Source organism: Pseudomonas sp. P106(2024) (genome assembly GCF_057480815.1).
This window is the reverse complement of the sequence record NZ_JBLIYU010000004.1, coordinates 25,624-39,751: the sequence shown is the minus strand read 5'-3', so window position 1 is coordinate 39,751 and position 14,128 is coordinate 25,624. Positions and strand designations below refer to the sequence as shown.

The following is a 14,128-nucleotide window of genomic DNA, read 5'->3' as shown; positions in this document are numbered from 1 at the left end:
GGGCAAGCCCCGCGCCCAGGCCCTCAGCCATACAGCAAGCGCTCCGCCAACATTTGCGCCACCCGCGCCGGCGACCGTTTCTCTGCCTGGGCATGGGCGAACACCTCGGTCAGCCGCGTGGGAATTCGCGCCAGGTGCGCGGTGATGCTACCCACGGTTTCCCCCCGGTGGGTCAACGCCACATAGATCAACCCGCCCGCATTGATCACGTAGTCCGGCGCGTACAGGATCCCCCGGCTCTCCAACTGGTCGGCCACCTGCAACGTGGTCAGCTGGTTGTTCGCCGACCCCGCCACCGCCGCACAGCGCAGTTGCATCACGCTCTGCCCGTTGAGCACCGGCCCCACGCCACAGGGGGCGAAGATGTCGCACGGGGTGCTGATCAAGGCCTCATGGGCCACCGGATGGGCACTGAACTGCTCCACCGCCAGGCGCACTTTGCCCGGGTCCAGGTCGCTGACCAGCAACTCGGCGCCCGCCGCATGCAGTTGCTCGGCCAGGGCGTAGCCCACATTGCCCAGGCCCTGTACCGCCACCCGCAGCCCCTCCAGGTTGTCGCTGCCCAGCCGGGCCATGGAGGTGGCGCGAATGCCGGCGAACACACCCATGGCCGCATGGGGCGACGGGTCGCCCGAGGCCGTGGTGCTGGTCACGTAGGGAGTGGACTGGGCAATACAGTCCATGTCGAGGGTCGAGGTGCCGCTGTCCACCGCCGTGATGAAACGCCCCTGGAGGCTGTCGACGAAGCGGCCGAAGGCCTCGAACAGCGCCGCGCGGTTTTCCACGTGCGGATTACGCACGATCACCGCCTTGCCACCGCCCATCGGCAGCCCGGCCAGGGCCGCCTTGTAGCTCATGCCCTGGGCCAGGCGGATGGCGTCGGCCATGGCGCTCTCGTCGTCGGCATAGGGCAGGTAGCGGCAGCCGCCCATGGCCGGCCCCAGTTGTTCGCTGTGAATCACCACCACGGCCTTCAGGCCCGTGGGCGGGTCGATGAACAGGTGCAGTGACTGGGCGCGGGTGCTTTGCATGAGCTCGAACATAGACGGGCTCCCCAAAGAGGTGCTCCTACCAGTATAAACAGGTCGAGGCCGGACACCGCACGGACGGACCACTGGACGAAAAGCCGCGCCAGGGCTACAAGTTAAGCGTGATGGAGAGGTCCCATGAACCCACGCCAAGCCTGCCTGGCCTGCCTGGAACGCGAGCCGGTCGCCCTGCTGGAAGCTGCCCTGTGGATTGCCGCCGAGCATGACGCCAGTGTCGAGCCCGCAGCCGGCCTGGCCCGACTGCACGAACTGCAACGCGACGTCAGCACCAGCCTGCCGATGCTGCCGCTCAACGAGCTGGCCCAGCCCTTGCTACGCCAGCTCAACGCCCTGGGCTTCCAGCAGGACGAATACCACCCGTTGCGACCGCAGGCGGCCCTGATGGACAAGGTGCTGCAGCGCCGCCGCGGCCAGCCGTTGCTGTTGGCCATCCTCGCCCTGGAACTGGCCCGCCGCCTGTCGATCCCGCTGGAGGGCGTCAACTTCCCCGGCCATTTCCTGCTGCGCGTACCCGGCGCCGATCACCTGCTCGACCCCTGTGGTGGCCGGCGCCTCTACCCCAACGACTGCCGCGAACTGCTCGCCCGCCAGTACGGCCCGCAGTTGCCGCTGACCGCCGAGCACCTGCGCGGCGCTTCGCCGAGGCAGATGCTCCAGCGCCTGTCGCGTAACCTGCGCCAGCTGCATACCAGCAACGACAACAACCTGGCCGCCCTGATCGATGCCGAACGGGTCATGCAACTGGGCCCGGTGCAGGTCAGCGATTACCTGGCCCGCGCCACGCTGTACCAGCACCTGGACTGCCCCCAGGCCGAACGCTTCGACCTGGAGCACGCCCTGTTGCTCACTGACGACCCGCTGCAACGCCTGAAACTCAGCGAGCGCCTCGGCCAGCTGCCCAGCGCCAAGCGCTCAATCCATTAAGACCTCGCCCGCGACCTTCGGCTCACGCGGCCGCGGCGCCCGCACCCGGCTGATCAACAACGCTCCCAGCACGGCCGGGACGGCACAGAAGAAGAAGATCTGCTCCACTGGCATGTGCAACGTCAGCAGCAGGCTGCCCAGCAGCGGCCCGAGGATCGAGCCGAAGCGCCCGACGCCCAGGGCCCAGCCGGTGCCGGTGGCGCGCACCTGGGCCGGGTAGAAGTTGCTGACGAAGGCATTGAGCGTCAGCTGGCCACCGATGATGCAGAAGCCGGCGGCGAACACACTGGGCACCAGCCAGCGCGGGTCATCATGGTTCAGGCCGACCAGCACGCTGAACAGCGCTGCCCCCAGCAGCACGGCGGCCAGCAGATAGGCCTTGTTGGCCATGCGGTCGGCGCACCAGGCCAGGCATACGGCACCGAAGGTGCCGGCGAACAGGAACAGCGAGGTGACCAGGTTGGCCTGGTTCAGCGCCAGCCCGCTTTCCTGCAGCAGCGACGGCAGCCAGCTGATCATGAAGTACAGCAGGATCAGGCTGACGAAGAAGGTGCTCCACAGCAGCAGGGTCGGGCGGGCGAAACCGTCGCGGAACAGCGCCACCATGGTGAGCTTGCTGTCCGCCGGCTCGTCGCTGGCGATCCGCGCCACTGGTATCTGCCAACCGGGCAACAACCGGGCAGTCACCCGCTGCAACCGCGCATAGGGCGGGGCGTCGCGCAGCAGGCGCGGCAGCGACTCGGGCAGGAACAGCATCAGAAACGGAAACAGCAGCAAGGGCGCCACGCCGCCGGCGAGGAACACTGCCTGCCAACCGTGATGATCGATGAAGCCCGCGGCGACGAAGCCGCCCGCCGCGCCGCCCAGGGAGAATCCGCAGGCCGCCAGGGTGACCATCAGGGTACGCAGCCGAGGCGGCGCATAGTCGGCCATCAGCGCCATGGCGCTGGGCATGGCGCCGCCCATGCCGATGCCGCAGAGAAAGCGCGCCAGCATCAGGCTGTCGAGGGAAGAGGCGAACACCATCAGCACCGTCAGGCTGGCGTACAGCAGCACGCAGCACAGCAGCACCCGGCGCACGCCGAAGCGGTCGGCCAGTGGCGTCACCGCCAGCGAGCCGACCGTCAGGCCCAGCAGGTTGGCGCTGAACACCGGCCCGAAGGCGGCCTTCTCCAGCCCCCAGTCCTGGGCCAGCGCGGGGATCACATAGCCCAGCACCTGGGCGTCATAACCATCGGTGACCAACAGCAGGATCAACAGCAGCAGCAGGCGCCACTGGTAGGGTGACACCGGGCGCGCGTCGAGCGCCGCGCGAAAGCTGGCTATCTGGTTGTGCATCGCAAGGTCCCTGTCTTTTGTTGTTATGAGTGCAGGTGCGGGCGGTGGCGATCAGTCGGGCGTGTCGGGCTGCCTCGCCGGGTGGGCCTGGTGGAAGGCCGGGTGCTGCTCGGCCAGGGCGGCCACCCGGCGAATGCGCGGGTAGCCGCCGAGGTCGATGTTGAAGCGCTCGGCCGCGTACAGCTGCGGGATCAGGTAGACGTCGGCCACGCCCGGCGTCGCCCCGAAGCAGAAGCCGTCATCGCCGATCAGTTGCTCCACCGCCGCCAGCCCCTGGCTGATCCAGTGGCCGATCCACTGGTTGACCTGGGCCTCGTCGTGCCCCAACTGACGCAGTTGGTTGAGCACGCTGACGTTGTGCAACGGATGGACATCGCAGCCGATGATCGCCGCCACGCCGCGCACCCTGGCCCGGGCTTCGGGCGCACGGGGCAACAGTGGCGTTTCGGGGAAGGCTTCCTCCAGGTACTCGATGATCGCCGGCGACTGCACCAGCAGCTCGCCGCTCTCCAGGCGCAGGGCCGGCACCCGGCCCTGGGGGTTGAGCGCCAGGTAGTCCGCGCCGCGCTGTTCGCCCTTGAGCAGGTTCACAGGCAGGGCCTGGTAGTCCAGGCCCTTGAGCGCCAGGGCGATGCGCACCCGATACGACGAGGTGGAGCGGTAGTAGGTGAACAGTTCCATCGCCCTGCCCCCTCAGTTGGCCGCGACGATGGTGCCGCGGCACTCGCCGAAGCCGATGCTGGCCACGCCCTCGCGCACGCAACGGGCGCGCAGGATGATCTCGTCGCCGTCCTCGAGGAACTTGCGCACCTCGCCGCTGGCCAGTTCCACCGGGTGCTTGCCGCCCTCGGTGATCTCCAGCAGGCTGCCGAACGACCCCGGCGCGGCGCCCGACAGGGTACCCGAACCGAACAGGTCGCCCGGTTGCAGCTGGCAGCCGTTGACGCTGTGGTGGGCAACCATCTGCGCCACGGTCCAGTACATGCTGCGGGTGCTGCTCAGGGTCAGGCGATGCGCCGGCAGGTTCTGCTCGCGCATGCGCTCGGTCAGCAGCAGCACTTCCAGCTCGATGTCGAAGGCGCCGGCAGCCTGGTCGCGCTTGTCCAGCAGGTACGACAGCGGCTGCGGGTCACCCTCCGGACGGGCCGGCTGGGCGCAGCGGAATGGCTCCAGTGCCTCGGCGGTTACCACCCACGGCGACACCGTGGTGATGAAGCTCTTGGACAGGAACGGGCCCAGCGGCTGGTATTCCCAGGCCTGGATGTCCCGCGCCGACCAGTCGTTGAGCAGGCAGAAGCCGGCCACGTGCTCGGCGGCATCGCCCACCGGGATCGGCTGGCCCATGTCGTTGCCCTGGCCGATCCAGATGCCCAGCTCCAGCTCGTAGTCCAGGCGCGCGCAAGGGCCGAAACTCGGCTCGGTCTGGCCCGCCGGCAGGGTCTGGCCCTTGGGGCGGCGCACATCGGCACCGGAGGCACGGATGGTCGAGGCGCGGCCGTGGTAGCCGATCGGCACATGCTTGTAGTTGGGCAGCAGCGGGTTGTCCGGGCGGAACAGCTTGCCGACGTTCTTGGCATGCTCGATGCCGACGTAGAAGTCGGTGTAGTCACCGATCTTCGCCGGCAGGTGCAGTTGGCATTCGCTGGCCGGGTACAGCGCTGCCTTCAGCGCAGCCTGGTGCTCGCTGCCCTCGTCCAGCAGTGCCAGCAGGCGCTCGCGCAGGGCCACGCGGGCCGTACGGCCCAGGGCGAAGAAGGCGTTCAGCGCGCCGCCGACGGTGGCCTCGACGGCGGCCTTGGCCGCGCCGTCGAACAGGCCAGCGGCCAGCACGGCCTCGAGGTCGAGGATCGCGTCGCCGATGGCCACGCCGCAACGTGGCGCCTGCCCTGGGCGGCTGAAGATGCCCAGGGGCAGGTTCTGCAGCGGGAAGTCGCGGTGCCCGTTGGCGTGCTCGACCCAGCTGCGGGCAATGGCGGTGTGGTTCATCGGTTATCTCCGGTTCGGGTTGAAGGTGCTCGGCAAGGTGGCCCAGCAACTATCGTAGTCGGCCTGCAATTGCGGACTTTCGAGGGCCTGGCGGCTCGGACGCAGCACCTGGCTGGTCTCGAACATGAAGGCCATGGTGTTGTCGATCTTGTGCGGCGCCAGGTCCACCGAGATGGCCTTGTCGCAGGTCTCGGCGTCCGGGCCGTGGGCGCTCATCACCCCGTGCAGCGAGGCGCCGCCGGGCAGGAAGCCTTCGGCCTTGGCGTCGTAGGCGCCCTGGATCAGGCCCATGAACTCGTTCATCAGGTTGCGGTGGAACCATGGTGGACGGAAGGTATTCTCGGCCACCATCCAGCGCGGCGGGAAAATCACGAAGTCCATGTTGGCCATGCCGTGCACGCTGGTGGGCGAGGTCAGCACGGTGAATATCGACGGGTCGGGATGGTCGAAACTGACCGTGCCGATGGTGTTGAAGCGGCGCAGGTCGTACTTGTACGGCACGTTGCTGCCGTGCCAGGCGACCACGTCCAGCGGCGAATGCTGCAGCTCGCAGGCCCAGTGTTCACCGAGGAACTTCTGCACCAGCTGTACCGGGCCGTTGTTCTCTTCGTAATGGGCGACCGGGGTAAGGAAGTCACGCGGGTTGGCCAGGCCGTTGCTGCCGATCGGGCCGAGGTCCGGGATGCGCAGCGGCGCGCCGTGGTTCTCGGCGATATAGCCACGGGCCTGGGCGTCGAGCAGTTCGACCCGGAACTTCATGCCCCGCGGGATCACCGCGATCTCCAGCGGCCCGACTTCGAGCACGCCCAGCTCGGTGGCGATGCGCAGGCGACCTTGTTCCGGCACCAGCAGCAGCTCGCCGTCGGCATTGAAGAACACCCGCTCCATGGAACGGTTGGCGCGGTAGATGTAGACGCTCACCCCGGCCGGCTTTTCCGATGCCGAGTTGGCCACCATCGGCAGCCAGCCATCGATGAAGTCGGTCGGCTCGGACGGGATCGGCTGGGGGCTCCAGCGCAGGCGATTGGGGTTGATGGCACCCAGCGCGCCGGTCAGCGGCTGGCGCTCCAGGCGCTCGAAACGCGGGTGCAGCGCCGACGGGCGGATGCGGTACAGCCAGGTACGGCGCAGTTCGCTGCGGGTCATGGTGAAGGCGGTGCCCGACAGCAGCTCGGCGTACAGCCCGTAGGGGGCTTTCTGCGGCGAGTTCTGCCCGACCGGCAGGGCGCCGGGCAAGGCTTCGCTGGCGAATTCGTTGCCGAAGCCGCTCAGGTACTCGAGTTCAGGGGAAGTGTCGCGGGTCATCGGTGCCTCCGGGCTGCTGGGAGCCGTTGCGGGCAGCTGGCTGCGGGCCCGATCCTGAAACCGGCACCAGGGGCGGCAGCGCGTCTGCATTGCTTTTATCGTAATCAGATTACGAATAACGTAATTTGCCCGCGCGCAGGCGTCAAGCTATAAAGGCGCCACCCCAAGAATTCCGCATAGAAGTCCCCCATGGCCAAAGCCAGCAGCAGCGCCGACAACGGCAAACAGAAGGTCCGCTCGGCGGAAGTCGGCACCGACATCCTCAAGGCCCTGGCCGAACTCTCCCCCTCCACCTCGTTGTCGCGCCTGGCCGAGCACGTGGACATGCCGGCGAGCAAGGTGCACCGCTACCTGCAGGCGCTGATCGCCAGCGGCTTCGCCGAACAGGACCCGGCCACCAACCACTATGGGCTCGGGCGCGAGGCGTTGCGGGTGGGCATGGCGGCACTGGGCAGCATCGATGTGCTGAAGGTGGCGGCGCTGCCGCTGTCGCAGCTGCGCGACGAGCTCAACGAAAGCTGCTTCATCGCCGTGTGGGGCAACCAAGGCGCGACCGTGGTGAGCATCGAGCCGGCGGTGCGGGCGGTGACGGTGGTGACCCAGATCGGCTCGGTGCTGCCATTGCTGAGTTCGTCCACCGGGCTGGTGTTCGCGGCGCATCTGCCCGAGCGGGAGACCGTGGAGCTGCGCGACCAGGAACTGGCCACGCTGGGCCAGAAGGCGAGCGACTATGCGCCCCTGCTGGAGCAGATCCGCCAGCGCGGCCTGCACCATGTGCACGGGTTGCTGATGCCGGGGGTGGATGCGCTGTCCGCGCCGGTGTTCAACGCCATGGGTCAGGTCGCCGCGGTGATGACCGTGGTCGGGCCGACCTCGATCTTCCATGCCGACGAGCACGGCCCGGCCGCCCGGCGCCTGCTAGCCGCCACCCAGGCCACCAGCTGGCGGATGGGATACGGCGCGGATCAGTGAAAGGGCTTACAAAGCATTACGGATTTTCACTACGCAGGCTGGCTATAGTCCGCCTGGCACTTTTACCCGAAACGTAAAGGTGAATGTCATAAGCCGCTATTTTTCCCACGGGATCAAGCGCTTATTCTGATCTCACTGGCCGGCACGAAGGGCTCTCCCCCCTGCCTTTCGGGCCCGCCCAGGTTCACCGACGTTGATTTTGAAGCTCCTTGATCTAACGTCTCGATTGGCCGCTGCGATTGCAGCGGCCTTTTTTATTTGTGCAGGATTCGCAAGACCGGCGAAAGGGCCGCAGCGCGGCCCCGGCATTGTTCAACCCAACGGATACTTCTGCAGGTTCGCCATCATCTGCTGCAACGCCTGCAGGCTGTCCTGCGGATGCCCGGCGCCCTCGAAGTCGCCAATGCGCGCCCAGTTGTCCGCCACCTGCTCGGGCGTGAACCCTTCGCGCGGGTCGAACCCCACGCCCTGGCTGCGCTCCCAGCGCAACTTGCCGACCCAGCCCCCGCCCACCTCGAACAGCTCGCCGCTGTCCTGGCACTGTTCGCTCCCCAGGTACACCACCAGCGGGCTGATCAACTCGGGCTGCAGCCGCTCGAACACCTGCGGCGGGATCAGCCCCTCGGTCATGCGCGTGCCGCCGGTCGGGGCGATGGCGTTGACCAGGATGCCGTGCTTGCGACCTTCGATGGCCAGGGTGCGGGTCAGCCCATAGAGGCCGAGCTTGGCCATGCCGTAGTTGGCCTGGCCGAAATTGCCATAGATGCCCGAGGTGGACGAGGTGAAGATCACCCGCCCCCAGTTCTGCGCCCGCAGGTGCGGCCAGGCAGCGTGTGTGACCTTGTAGGCGCCCTCGACGTGCACGCGGTAGACCAGCTCCCAGTCGCTGTCTTCCATCTTGTGGAAGGTCTTGTCGCGCAGGATGCCGGCGTTATTGACCAGCACATCGACCCGGCCGTAGGTGTCCAGGGCCTGCTCGACAATGCGCGCGCCATCGGTGACCGAGTCATGGTTGGCGATCGCCGAACCGCCCGCGGCGCGGATCTCCTCCACCACGCGGTCGGCCGCCGAGGCGTTGGCGCCTTCACCGTGGGTCGACCCGCCCAGGTCGTTGACCACCACGTGCGCGCCGCGCGCGGCGAACAGCAACGCATGGGCCCGGCCCAGGCCGCCACCGGCCCCCGTGACGATCACCACTCGATCCTGCAGACGTACTGGTTCGCTCATGCTCAAGGCTCCTGGCAATGAAGGGATGCAACGCAGTCTCCGCCAGCCGCCGGGGACGGGCAATCAAACGCACCGTGGCGAATGCCGCCCGATAACGCCCGGCGATGATCACCCGGTCAGGACCAGGCGACCTTCAGCGGCACATAGCTCATCGGTTGTTCACGAAAGGCCAGGTAGTGGCGCAGCACCTGCACCGGCGCCTCGGTATGCGGGTAATGGCCAATGCCCTGCAGCACCACGGTGTCCGGCTCCGGCACCAGTTCGCGGTAGCGTTCGACCATGTGCGCGCCGGACAACGGATCGACCGCGCCATTGATGAAGCGCAGCGGCACGCCCGGGCGTTGCAGCGCCGCGACCCAGCGTTCGCGCTGGGCCTTGCGCTCGGGCAGGAAGCTGATGAGCCGGTGCAGGATGCGCGGGCCGCGATTGGAGGCGATCAGGCTCCAGTAGTCGTCCAGGGCGCTTTCGCTGGGGTGGGTGCAGGGGCCGTAGACCTGGGTGACGTTGCGCACCAGGTCGTCGCGCCCGAACGAGCGCCCGACCAGCCAGCCCAGGCGGCTGAGCAGCAGCTTCTGCACCAGCAGCACGCGGCAGCTCTCGGGGAACAGCCCGCTGTTGAGGAACACGCAACTGGCCACCTTGAGCCGCTGCTCATGGTGCCTGGCCAGCAGTTCCTGGGCGACGCTGCCACCGTAGTCATGAGCCAGCAGGTGCACCGGCTGGTCGATGTGCAGGTGCGCCAGCAACGCCTGCTGCAGATCGGCCTGCTCGAGCAGGCTGTAGTCGTGGTCCGCGGGCTTGGCCGAATCGCCGAAGCCGAGCATGTCGCAAGCCACCACGCGAAAACGCTGGGCCAGGGGTGCCCACAGGTAGTGCCAATCCCAGCTGGCCGTGGGGAAACCGTGAAGCAAAAGCAGGGGCTCTCCTTGCCCTGCCGTCCAGTAGCGGATGCTCTGGCCCCGGAAAGTGAAACCCTGGCTCCGGGTGCGCCAGACGCACAATGGAATCTCGGCCAGTGGCATCACGGTCGTCCCGGTGGATAAGTGTCGGAAGAGGGCAAGGCTGCGTTCATTGCATGTCACCTCGGCACATACATGTGCTCTCTATGTCGAGGCTCAGTCTAGAAGCCTATACGAAGGTGATAAGTCGCCTTGGCAGCCAGCCTGATGACCGTGCGAGTCAGTGGCACGAACGGTCAGACCAACTTCATCAGAAGCGGCGCCGCCAGCAGGTTGAGCAGCCCGGTCAGGACCATGACCAGGCCGGCCACCGAGCCCTCCTCGCGGCCGACCTCCTGGGCCCGGCTGACGCCCGCGCCATGGGCGCCGACGCCGAACAGCGCGCCCCGCGCCAACGGCGTGCGCAGTGGCAACCAGCGCAGCAGGATGCCGCCGAACATCGCCCCGAGCACGCCGGTGAACATCACGAACACCGCCGTCAGTTCCGGCACGCCGCCCAGGTCCTGGGCCACCGGCATGGCGAACGGCGTGGTGATCGAGCGCGGCAGCAGCGACAGGCTGACCGCCTCGTCCAGCGCCAGCAAATGCGCCAGCGCCCAGGAACTGCCGATCGAGGCCACGCTGCCGGCCAGCATGCCCACCAGCAGCGCCGGCCAATGCCGTGCCAGCAATGCCCGTTGCTGCCAGATCGGCACCGCGAAGGCGACGGTGACCGGGCCCAGCACGCCCATCAGCCAGTGGGTGTTACGGGCGTACTCGGCGTAGGCGGTGTGCAACGGAACGGCCACCGCCAGCAGCAGCGCCGGCACCAGGATCAGCGGCGACAGCAGATAGCGCCCGCTGCGCCGGTACAGCCAGCGGCTGCCCAGGTAGGCGCCCAGGGTCAGCGCCAACCAGAACAGCGGCATGGGTTCAAGGCTCATGGCGCAGCCTCCAGCGGCACACCAGTTCCACGGTCAGCGCGGTGACCACCATCACCAGCAGCGTGCTCAGCGCGATCACCAGCAGGATGCGCCAGCCTTCGCTGCGCAGCAGACTGCCGTAGTCCAGCAGGCTCATCAACGCCGGAATGAAGAACAGCAGCATCTCGGCCATCAGCCAGCCGGCGCCCAGTTGCAGGGTGGCCGGCTTGAGCACGCCGCAGGCGAACAGCACCAGCAGCAGCGCCAGGCCCATCACCCCGGCGGGGATCGGCCAGGCCAGCCAGGCGGCCAGCTGGCCACCGATCAGGAACAGGGCCAGCAGCACCGCCAGCTCGGCGAAGAGGCGCAGGGTTTTCTTCAGCAATGCAAGATTCATGGGCGGGGGTTCCTCGACAACGTGCCCATTGTAAAAGTCGCGCCCCCAGGCCAGAAGCGAATTGTTAGACTGACAGCCATTCCAGAATGGAATCGAGTGATCATGGAATTCAAACAACTGCGCAGTTTCATCGAGGTCGTCCACAGGGGCGGTTTCACCCAAGCGGCGATCACCCTGCACATCAGCCAGTCGGCGGTGAGCAAGCAGGTCGCCCAGCTGGAACAGGATATCGGCCAGCCGCTGCTGGAGCGCCAGGGTTCACAGTTACTGCTGACCGCCGCCGGGCGCATTGTCCTCGAGCGGGGCGAGGCGCTGTTGCGCCAGTGCCAGGAGCTGCAGAGCGAACTGGACGACCTCAGCCAGATGGCCCGCGGCGAGCTGCGCCTGGGCCTGCCGCTGCTGGGCAGCGACGCGCTGTTCGCCGGGTTGTTCGCCGAGTACCGGCGGCGGCATCCGAACATCTCGATCCAACTGCTCGAAGGCGGCAGCCGCATGGTCGAGCAGGCGGTGAGAAGTGGCGAGCTGGAACTGGGCGGCAGCCTGACGCCGAGCGATCCGGCGTTCGACTACCAACCCTTTTGCAACGAGCCGCTGGAGGCCCTGCTGCCCGCGAGCCACCCACTGGCCGGGCAAGCCGACGTCGCCCTGGCGCAACTGGCCGACACGCCGTTCCTGCTGTACCAGCGCAGCTTCGTGTTGAACGATCGGTTGCTCAGTGCCTGCCAGCAGGAGGGATTCACGCCCAGGGAAGGCGGACGCAGCGGCCAGGCGGACTTTCTCGCCGCGCTGGTGGCGGCCGGCCAAGGCGTGGTGCTGCTGCCGGCGATCGTCGCGCGGGCGCTGGAGCGGCCCGGGGTGGTGCGTTTGCCGTTACGGGCGCCGGAACATCTGCGCTGGGACATCGCCTTCATCTGGCGGCGCGGGGCTTATCTGTCGCGGGCGGCGCAGGCGTGGCTGGCGTTGTTGCGTGAACGCGACGAAGCATGACGCGAACGTGTAGGAGCGGCAAGGCCGCTCCTGCACGGGCGATTTAACCTTTGAGTGCTGCCACAAACTCCGCCAGCCATGGCTCGGCATCGGTCTCCGGCGTCACCGTCTCGCTGGCATCGAGCCGCAACATCGGCAGCACCTCGTTCACCCCCAGTTCGGCGAACAGCTCGCGCATCTGCTCGCCGCCGCCGCAGTAGGTGTCGCCATAGCTGGAGTCGCCCAGGCCGATCACCGCCCCGGGCAACCCGCGCCAGGCCGCCGGCGGTACGTCACGCATGGTGCTGTACAGCGGCATCAGGCTGTCGGGCAGTTCGCCCATGCCCGTGGTCGAGGTCACTGCCAACAACGCGTCCGGGGCAAAGCCCTCGATGTCCTGCAGGGTGGCGCGGGCGGCATGCCAGGCTTCAAGGCCGGCGGCCTTGAGCAGCGACTCGGCGTGACGGGCGACTTCTTCGGCGGTGCCGTATACCGAACCGGAAATAATGGCGACTTTCATCGGGTGAGGATTCCGAAACTGAGTGAAAACGTAGGATACTAGCACTCGACAGTGGCAAAAGGCCGCCTATGCCTAAAGTCACACACTTCAGGATTATCCGACGAATGACCGGAACGAAGCGTATTGGCTACTGTCGACAGCCGTGAAGAAATTGCCCTTACCGATCGCCCCTTCGAGTTCGACCATGCAAGCAGACGCCCTACTCTCCCAGGACGAACTGGATTTCATCCAGGACATGCAGCATTCGCCCCAACTGAACCTGGCCGACCCCATGTCGAGCCTGCTGGTCAATGGCGACCGTCGTCTGAAGGACCTGCTCACCCGCCTGGTGGCCAACGAGCAGGTCACCCTGCAGGCCAGCTTCAACAACCAGCAGCTGAGCTTCCCCCTGCAACTGGTCGAGGACGAATTCCACGCCCTGCACCTGCAACTGGGCTCGCCGGACATCTACGAAGACGGCCCCATGCTGCGGCCCTGGCGCCTGTCGCTGGAGCGGCCGAGCGCCTTGCTCGACGACCGCGGCCAGGCCAGCGACCTGTGGGTGCGGGATATCTCGTTCAAGGGCGTGCTGCTGGAGGTCCGTGGCCGGCGCGAGGCGCCGTCCCACTTCAAGCTGCGCTTCGCCGCCGCGGATATACCGCCGATCGGCCTGCACGGCGTGCTGCGTCGGCGCATCGGCCCGCGCCTGGCCGCCTATGACCTGTCGCACAGCCCGGCCGAAGAAATCGAACGTCTGCGCGAGTACATCCTGCAGGCCCACCGCCAAGCCCACCCCGAGCTGCACGCCCAGGCCCCCGCCGCCTGCTGACGACCGTCCAGCCGCTGAAACTGACCGGTCATGACGGATTGCGCATAATCTGCGCCCGATTCTTGCAAGCACGCCTGCGCCGCCCACCACCCCGGGCCGCATGCCAAGGGGCCGGCTACCCGCCAGCCCCGTCGCCAGGAGATACACGATGTCTACCCCACCCGTCACCCTGATGGTGTCGCGCCGCGCCGCCTGTGGTCGCTACCAGGACCTGCTGGCCTGGCTGCACGAAGGCGAGCAACTGGCCACCGACTTCCCCGGTTACCTGGGCTCAGGCATCCTCGCGCCGCCGGCCGAGGGCGATGAATTCCAGATCATCTTCCGCTTCACCGACGAGCAGACCCTGCACGCCTGGGAGCATTCCGCCTCGCGCCGGACCTGGCTTGAGCGCGGCGACGGTCTGTTCGAACGCCCCAAAGAGAGGCGCGTAAGCGGCATCGACGACTGGTTCGGCACCAATACGGTGCAGAAACCGCCGCGCTGGAAACAGGCCACGGCCATCTGGCTGGCGTTCTTCCCGGTCTCGCTGCTGTTCAACCTGCTGTTCGGCCACTGGCTGGCAGCGCTGGAACTGCTGCCCCGCGTGCTGCTCAGCACCCTGGCCCTGACCCCCTTGATGGTGTACCTGTTCATCCCACTGTCCACCCGCCTGCTGGCCGGCTGGCTGAACGCCGCGCCGCCTGCCCCGAGCGACCGCGCCCAGGGGCTGCGCAGCCGCTGAGGCACGGGCTCGCAAGGCCGCGCAGTTCGGGTATGCTGGGGCATCACGCACGGA

At 67.4% G+C, this 14,128-nt stretch carries 15 protein-coding genes; 5 read left to right on the top strand and 10 right to left on the bottom strand.

Going from position 1 to position 14,128, the window contains the following annotated elements; all coding sequences use genetic code 11:
- Nucleotides 1-23 precede the first annotated feature (23 nt).
- Entirely contained in the window at nt 24-1,043 is a 1,020-nt protein-coding gene (locus AC25M7_RS08700; RefSeq protein WP_028689836.1) for a Leu/Phe/Val dehydrogenase, read from the bottom strand.
- A 123-nt stretch (nt 1,044-1,166) separates the two neighbouring features.
- Here AC25M7_RS08700 and AC25M7_RS08695 point away from each other — a divergent pair, with 123 nt between their 5' ends.
- Nucleotides 1,167-1,973, top strand: coding sequence for a SirB1 family protein (locus AC25M7_RS08695; RefSeq protein WP_062363983.1), 807 nt, complete (start codon nt 1,167-1,169; stop codon nt 1,971-1,973).
- Here the strand turns inward: AC25M7_RS08695 and AC25M7_RS08690 are convergent.
- The 4 genes from AC25M7_RS08690 to hmgA are packed head-to-tail and all read right to left on the bottom strand — an operon-like array spanning nt 1,962 to nt 6,602.
- The gene (locus tag AC25M7_RS08690; RefSeq protein WP_069016136.1) at nt 1,962-3,311 is read right to left on the bottom strand and encodes an MFS transporter; all 1,350 of its coding nucleotides are present in this window, start codon (nt 3,309-3,311) and stop codon (nt 1,962-1,964) included. The genes AC25M7_RS08695 and AC25M7_RS08690 overlap by 12 nt on opposite strands.
- Before the next feature lie 51 nt (nt 3,312-3,362).
- Nucleotides 3,363-3,992 (bottom strand): maleylacetoacetate isomerase, encoded by a 630-nt coding sequence (gene maiA / locus AC25M7_RS08685; RefSeq protein ID WP_028689838.1) that lies wholly within the window; start codon nt 3,990-3,992, stop codon nt 3,363-3,365.
- Between the two features lie 12 nt (nt 3,993-4,004).
- The gene (fahA, locus tag AC25M7_RS08680) at nt 4,005-5,297 is read right to left on the bottom strand and encodes a fumarylacetoacetase (RefSeq protein ID WP_028689839.1); all 1,293 of its coding nucleotides are present in this window, start codon (nt 5,295-5,297) and stop codon (nt 4,005-4,007) included.
- Between the two features lie 3 nt (nt 5,298-5,300).
- The gene (gene hmgA / locus AC25M7_RS08675; RefSeq protein ID WP_280063860.1) at nt 5,301-6,602 is read right to left on the bottom strand and encodes a homogentisate 1,2-dioxygenase; all 1,302 of its coding nucleotides are present in this window, start codon (nt 6,600-6,602) and stop codon (nt 5,301-5,303) included.
- Between the two features lie 189 nt (nt 6,603-6,791).
- On the opposite strand from hmgA, the gene AC25M7_RS08670 reads away from it, so the two are divergent.
- Entirely contained in the window at nt 6,792-7,574 is a 783-nt protein-coding gene (locus AC25M7_RS08670) for an IclR family transcriptional regulator (protein WP_028689841.1), read from the top strand.
- A gap of 312 nt (nt 7,575-7,886) precedes the next feature.
- Here AC25M7_RS08670 and AC25M7_RS08665 read toward each other — a convergent pair whose 3' ends face one another.
- The 4 genes from AC25M7_RS08665 to AC25M7_RS08650 form a co-directional block, all read right to left on the bottom strand.
- The gene (locus AC25M7_RS08665; RefSeq protein WP_062363975.1) at nt 7,887-8,801 is read right to left on the bottom strand and encodes an SDR family oxidoreductase; all 915 of its coding nucleotides are present in this window, start codon (nt 8,799-8,801) and stop codon (nt 7,887-7,889) included.
- A gap of 116 nt (nt 8,802-8,917) precedes the next feature.
- Nucleotides 8,918-9,823: an alpha/beta fold hydrolase gene (locus AC25M7_RS08660; RefSeq protein WP_062363974.1), complete on the bottom strand. Its 906-nt coding sequence runs from the start codon at nt 9,821-9,823 to the stop codon at nt 8,918-8,920.
- 173 nt (nt 9,824-9,996) lie between these two features.
- On the bottom strand, nt 9,997-10,683 hold the full coding sequence (locus tag AC25M7_RS08655; protein WP_186594236.1) for an LrgB family protein: 687 nt from the start codon (nt 10,681-10,683) through the stop codon (nt 9,997-9,999).
- Nucleotides 10,673-11,059: a CidA/LrgA family protein gene (locus AC25M7_RS08650; protein ID WP_069016139.1), complete on the bottom strand. Its 387-nt coding sequence runs from the start codon at nt 11,057-11,059 to the stop codon at nt 10,673-10,675. The genes AC25M7_RS08655 and AC25M7_RS08650 overlap by 11 nt, the downstream gene beginning before the upstream one ends.
- A 102-nt stretch (nt 11,060-11,161) precedes the next feature.
- Here AC25M7_RS08650 and AC25M7_RS08645 point away from each other — a divergent pair, with 102 nt between their 5' ends.
- Nucleotides 11,162-12,046 (top strand): LysR family transcriptional regulator, encoded by an 885-nt coding sequence (locus tag AC25M7_RS08645; RefSeq protein WP_069016140.1) that lies wholly within the window; start codon nt 11,162-11,164, stop codon nt 12,044-12,046.
- A gap of 43 nt (nt 12,047-12,089) precedes the next feature.
- On the opposite strand, the gene AC25M7_RS08640 is transcribed toward AC25M7_RS08645, so the two are convergent.
- Nucleotides 12,090-12,545 carry a flavodoxin gene (locus tag AC25M7_RS08640; protein WP_486970944.1) on the bottom strand — a complete coding sequence of 152 codons (456 nt, stop codon included), beginning with the start codon at nt 12,543-12,545 and terminating at the stop codon, nt 12,090-12,092.
- A gap of 184 nt (nt 12,546-12,729) precedes the next feature.
- Between AC25M7_RS08640 and AC25M7_RS08635 the strand changes: the two genes are divergently transcribed.
- Nucleotides 12,730-13,353: a hypothetical protein gene (locus AC25M7_RS08635; RefSeq protein WP_028689848.1), complete on the top strand. Its 624-nt coding sequence runs from the start codon at nt 12,730-12,732 to the stop codon at nt 13,351-13,353.
- Between the two features lie 148 nt (nt 13,354-13,501).
- Nucleotides 13,502-14,074, top strand: a complete 573-nt coding sequence (locus tag AC25M7_RS08630) for a putative antibiotic biosynthesis monooxygenase (protein ID WP_069016142.1) — start codon at nt 13,502-13,504, stop codon at nt 14,072-14,074.
- Nucleotides 14,075-14,128: the final 54 nt, after the last annotated feature.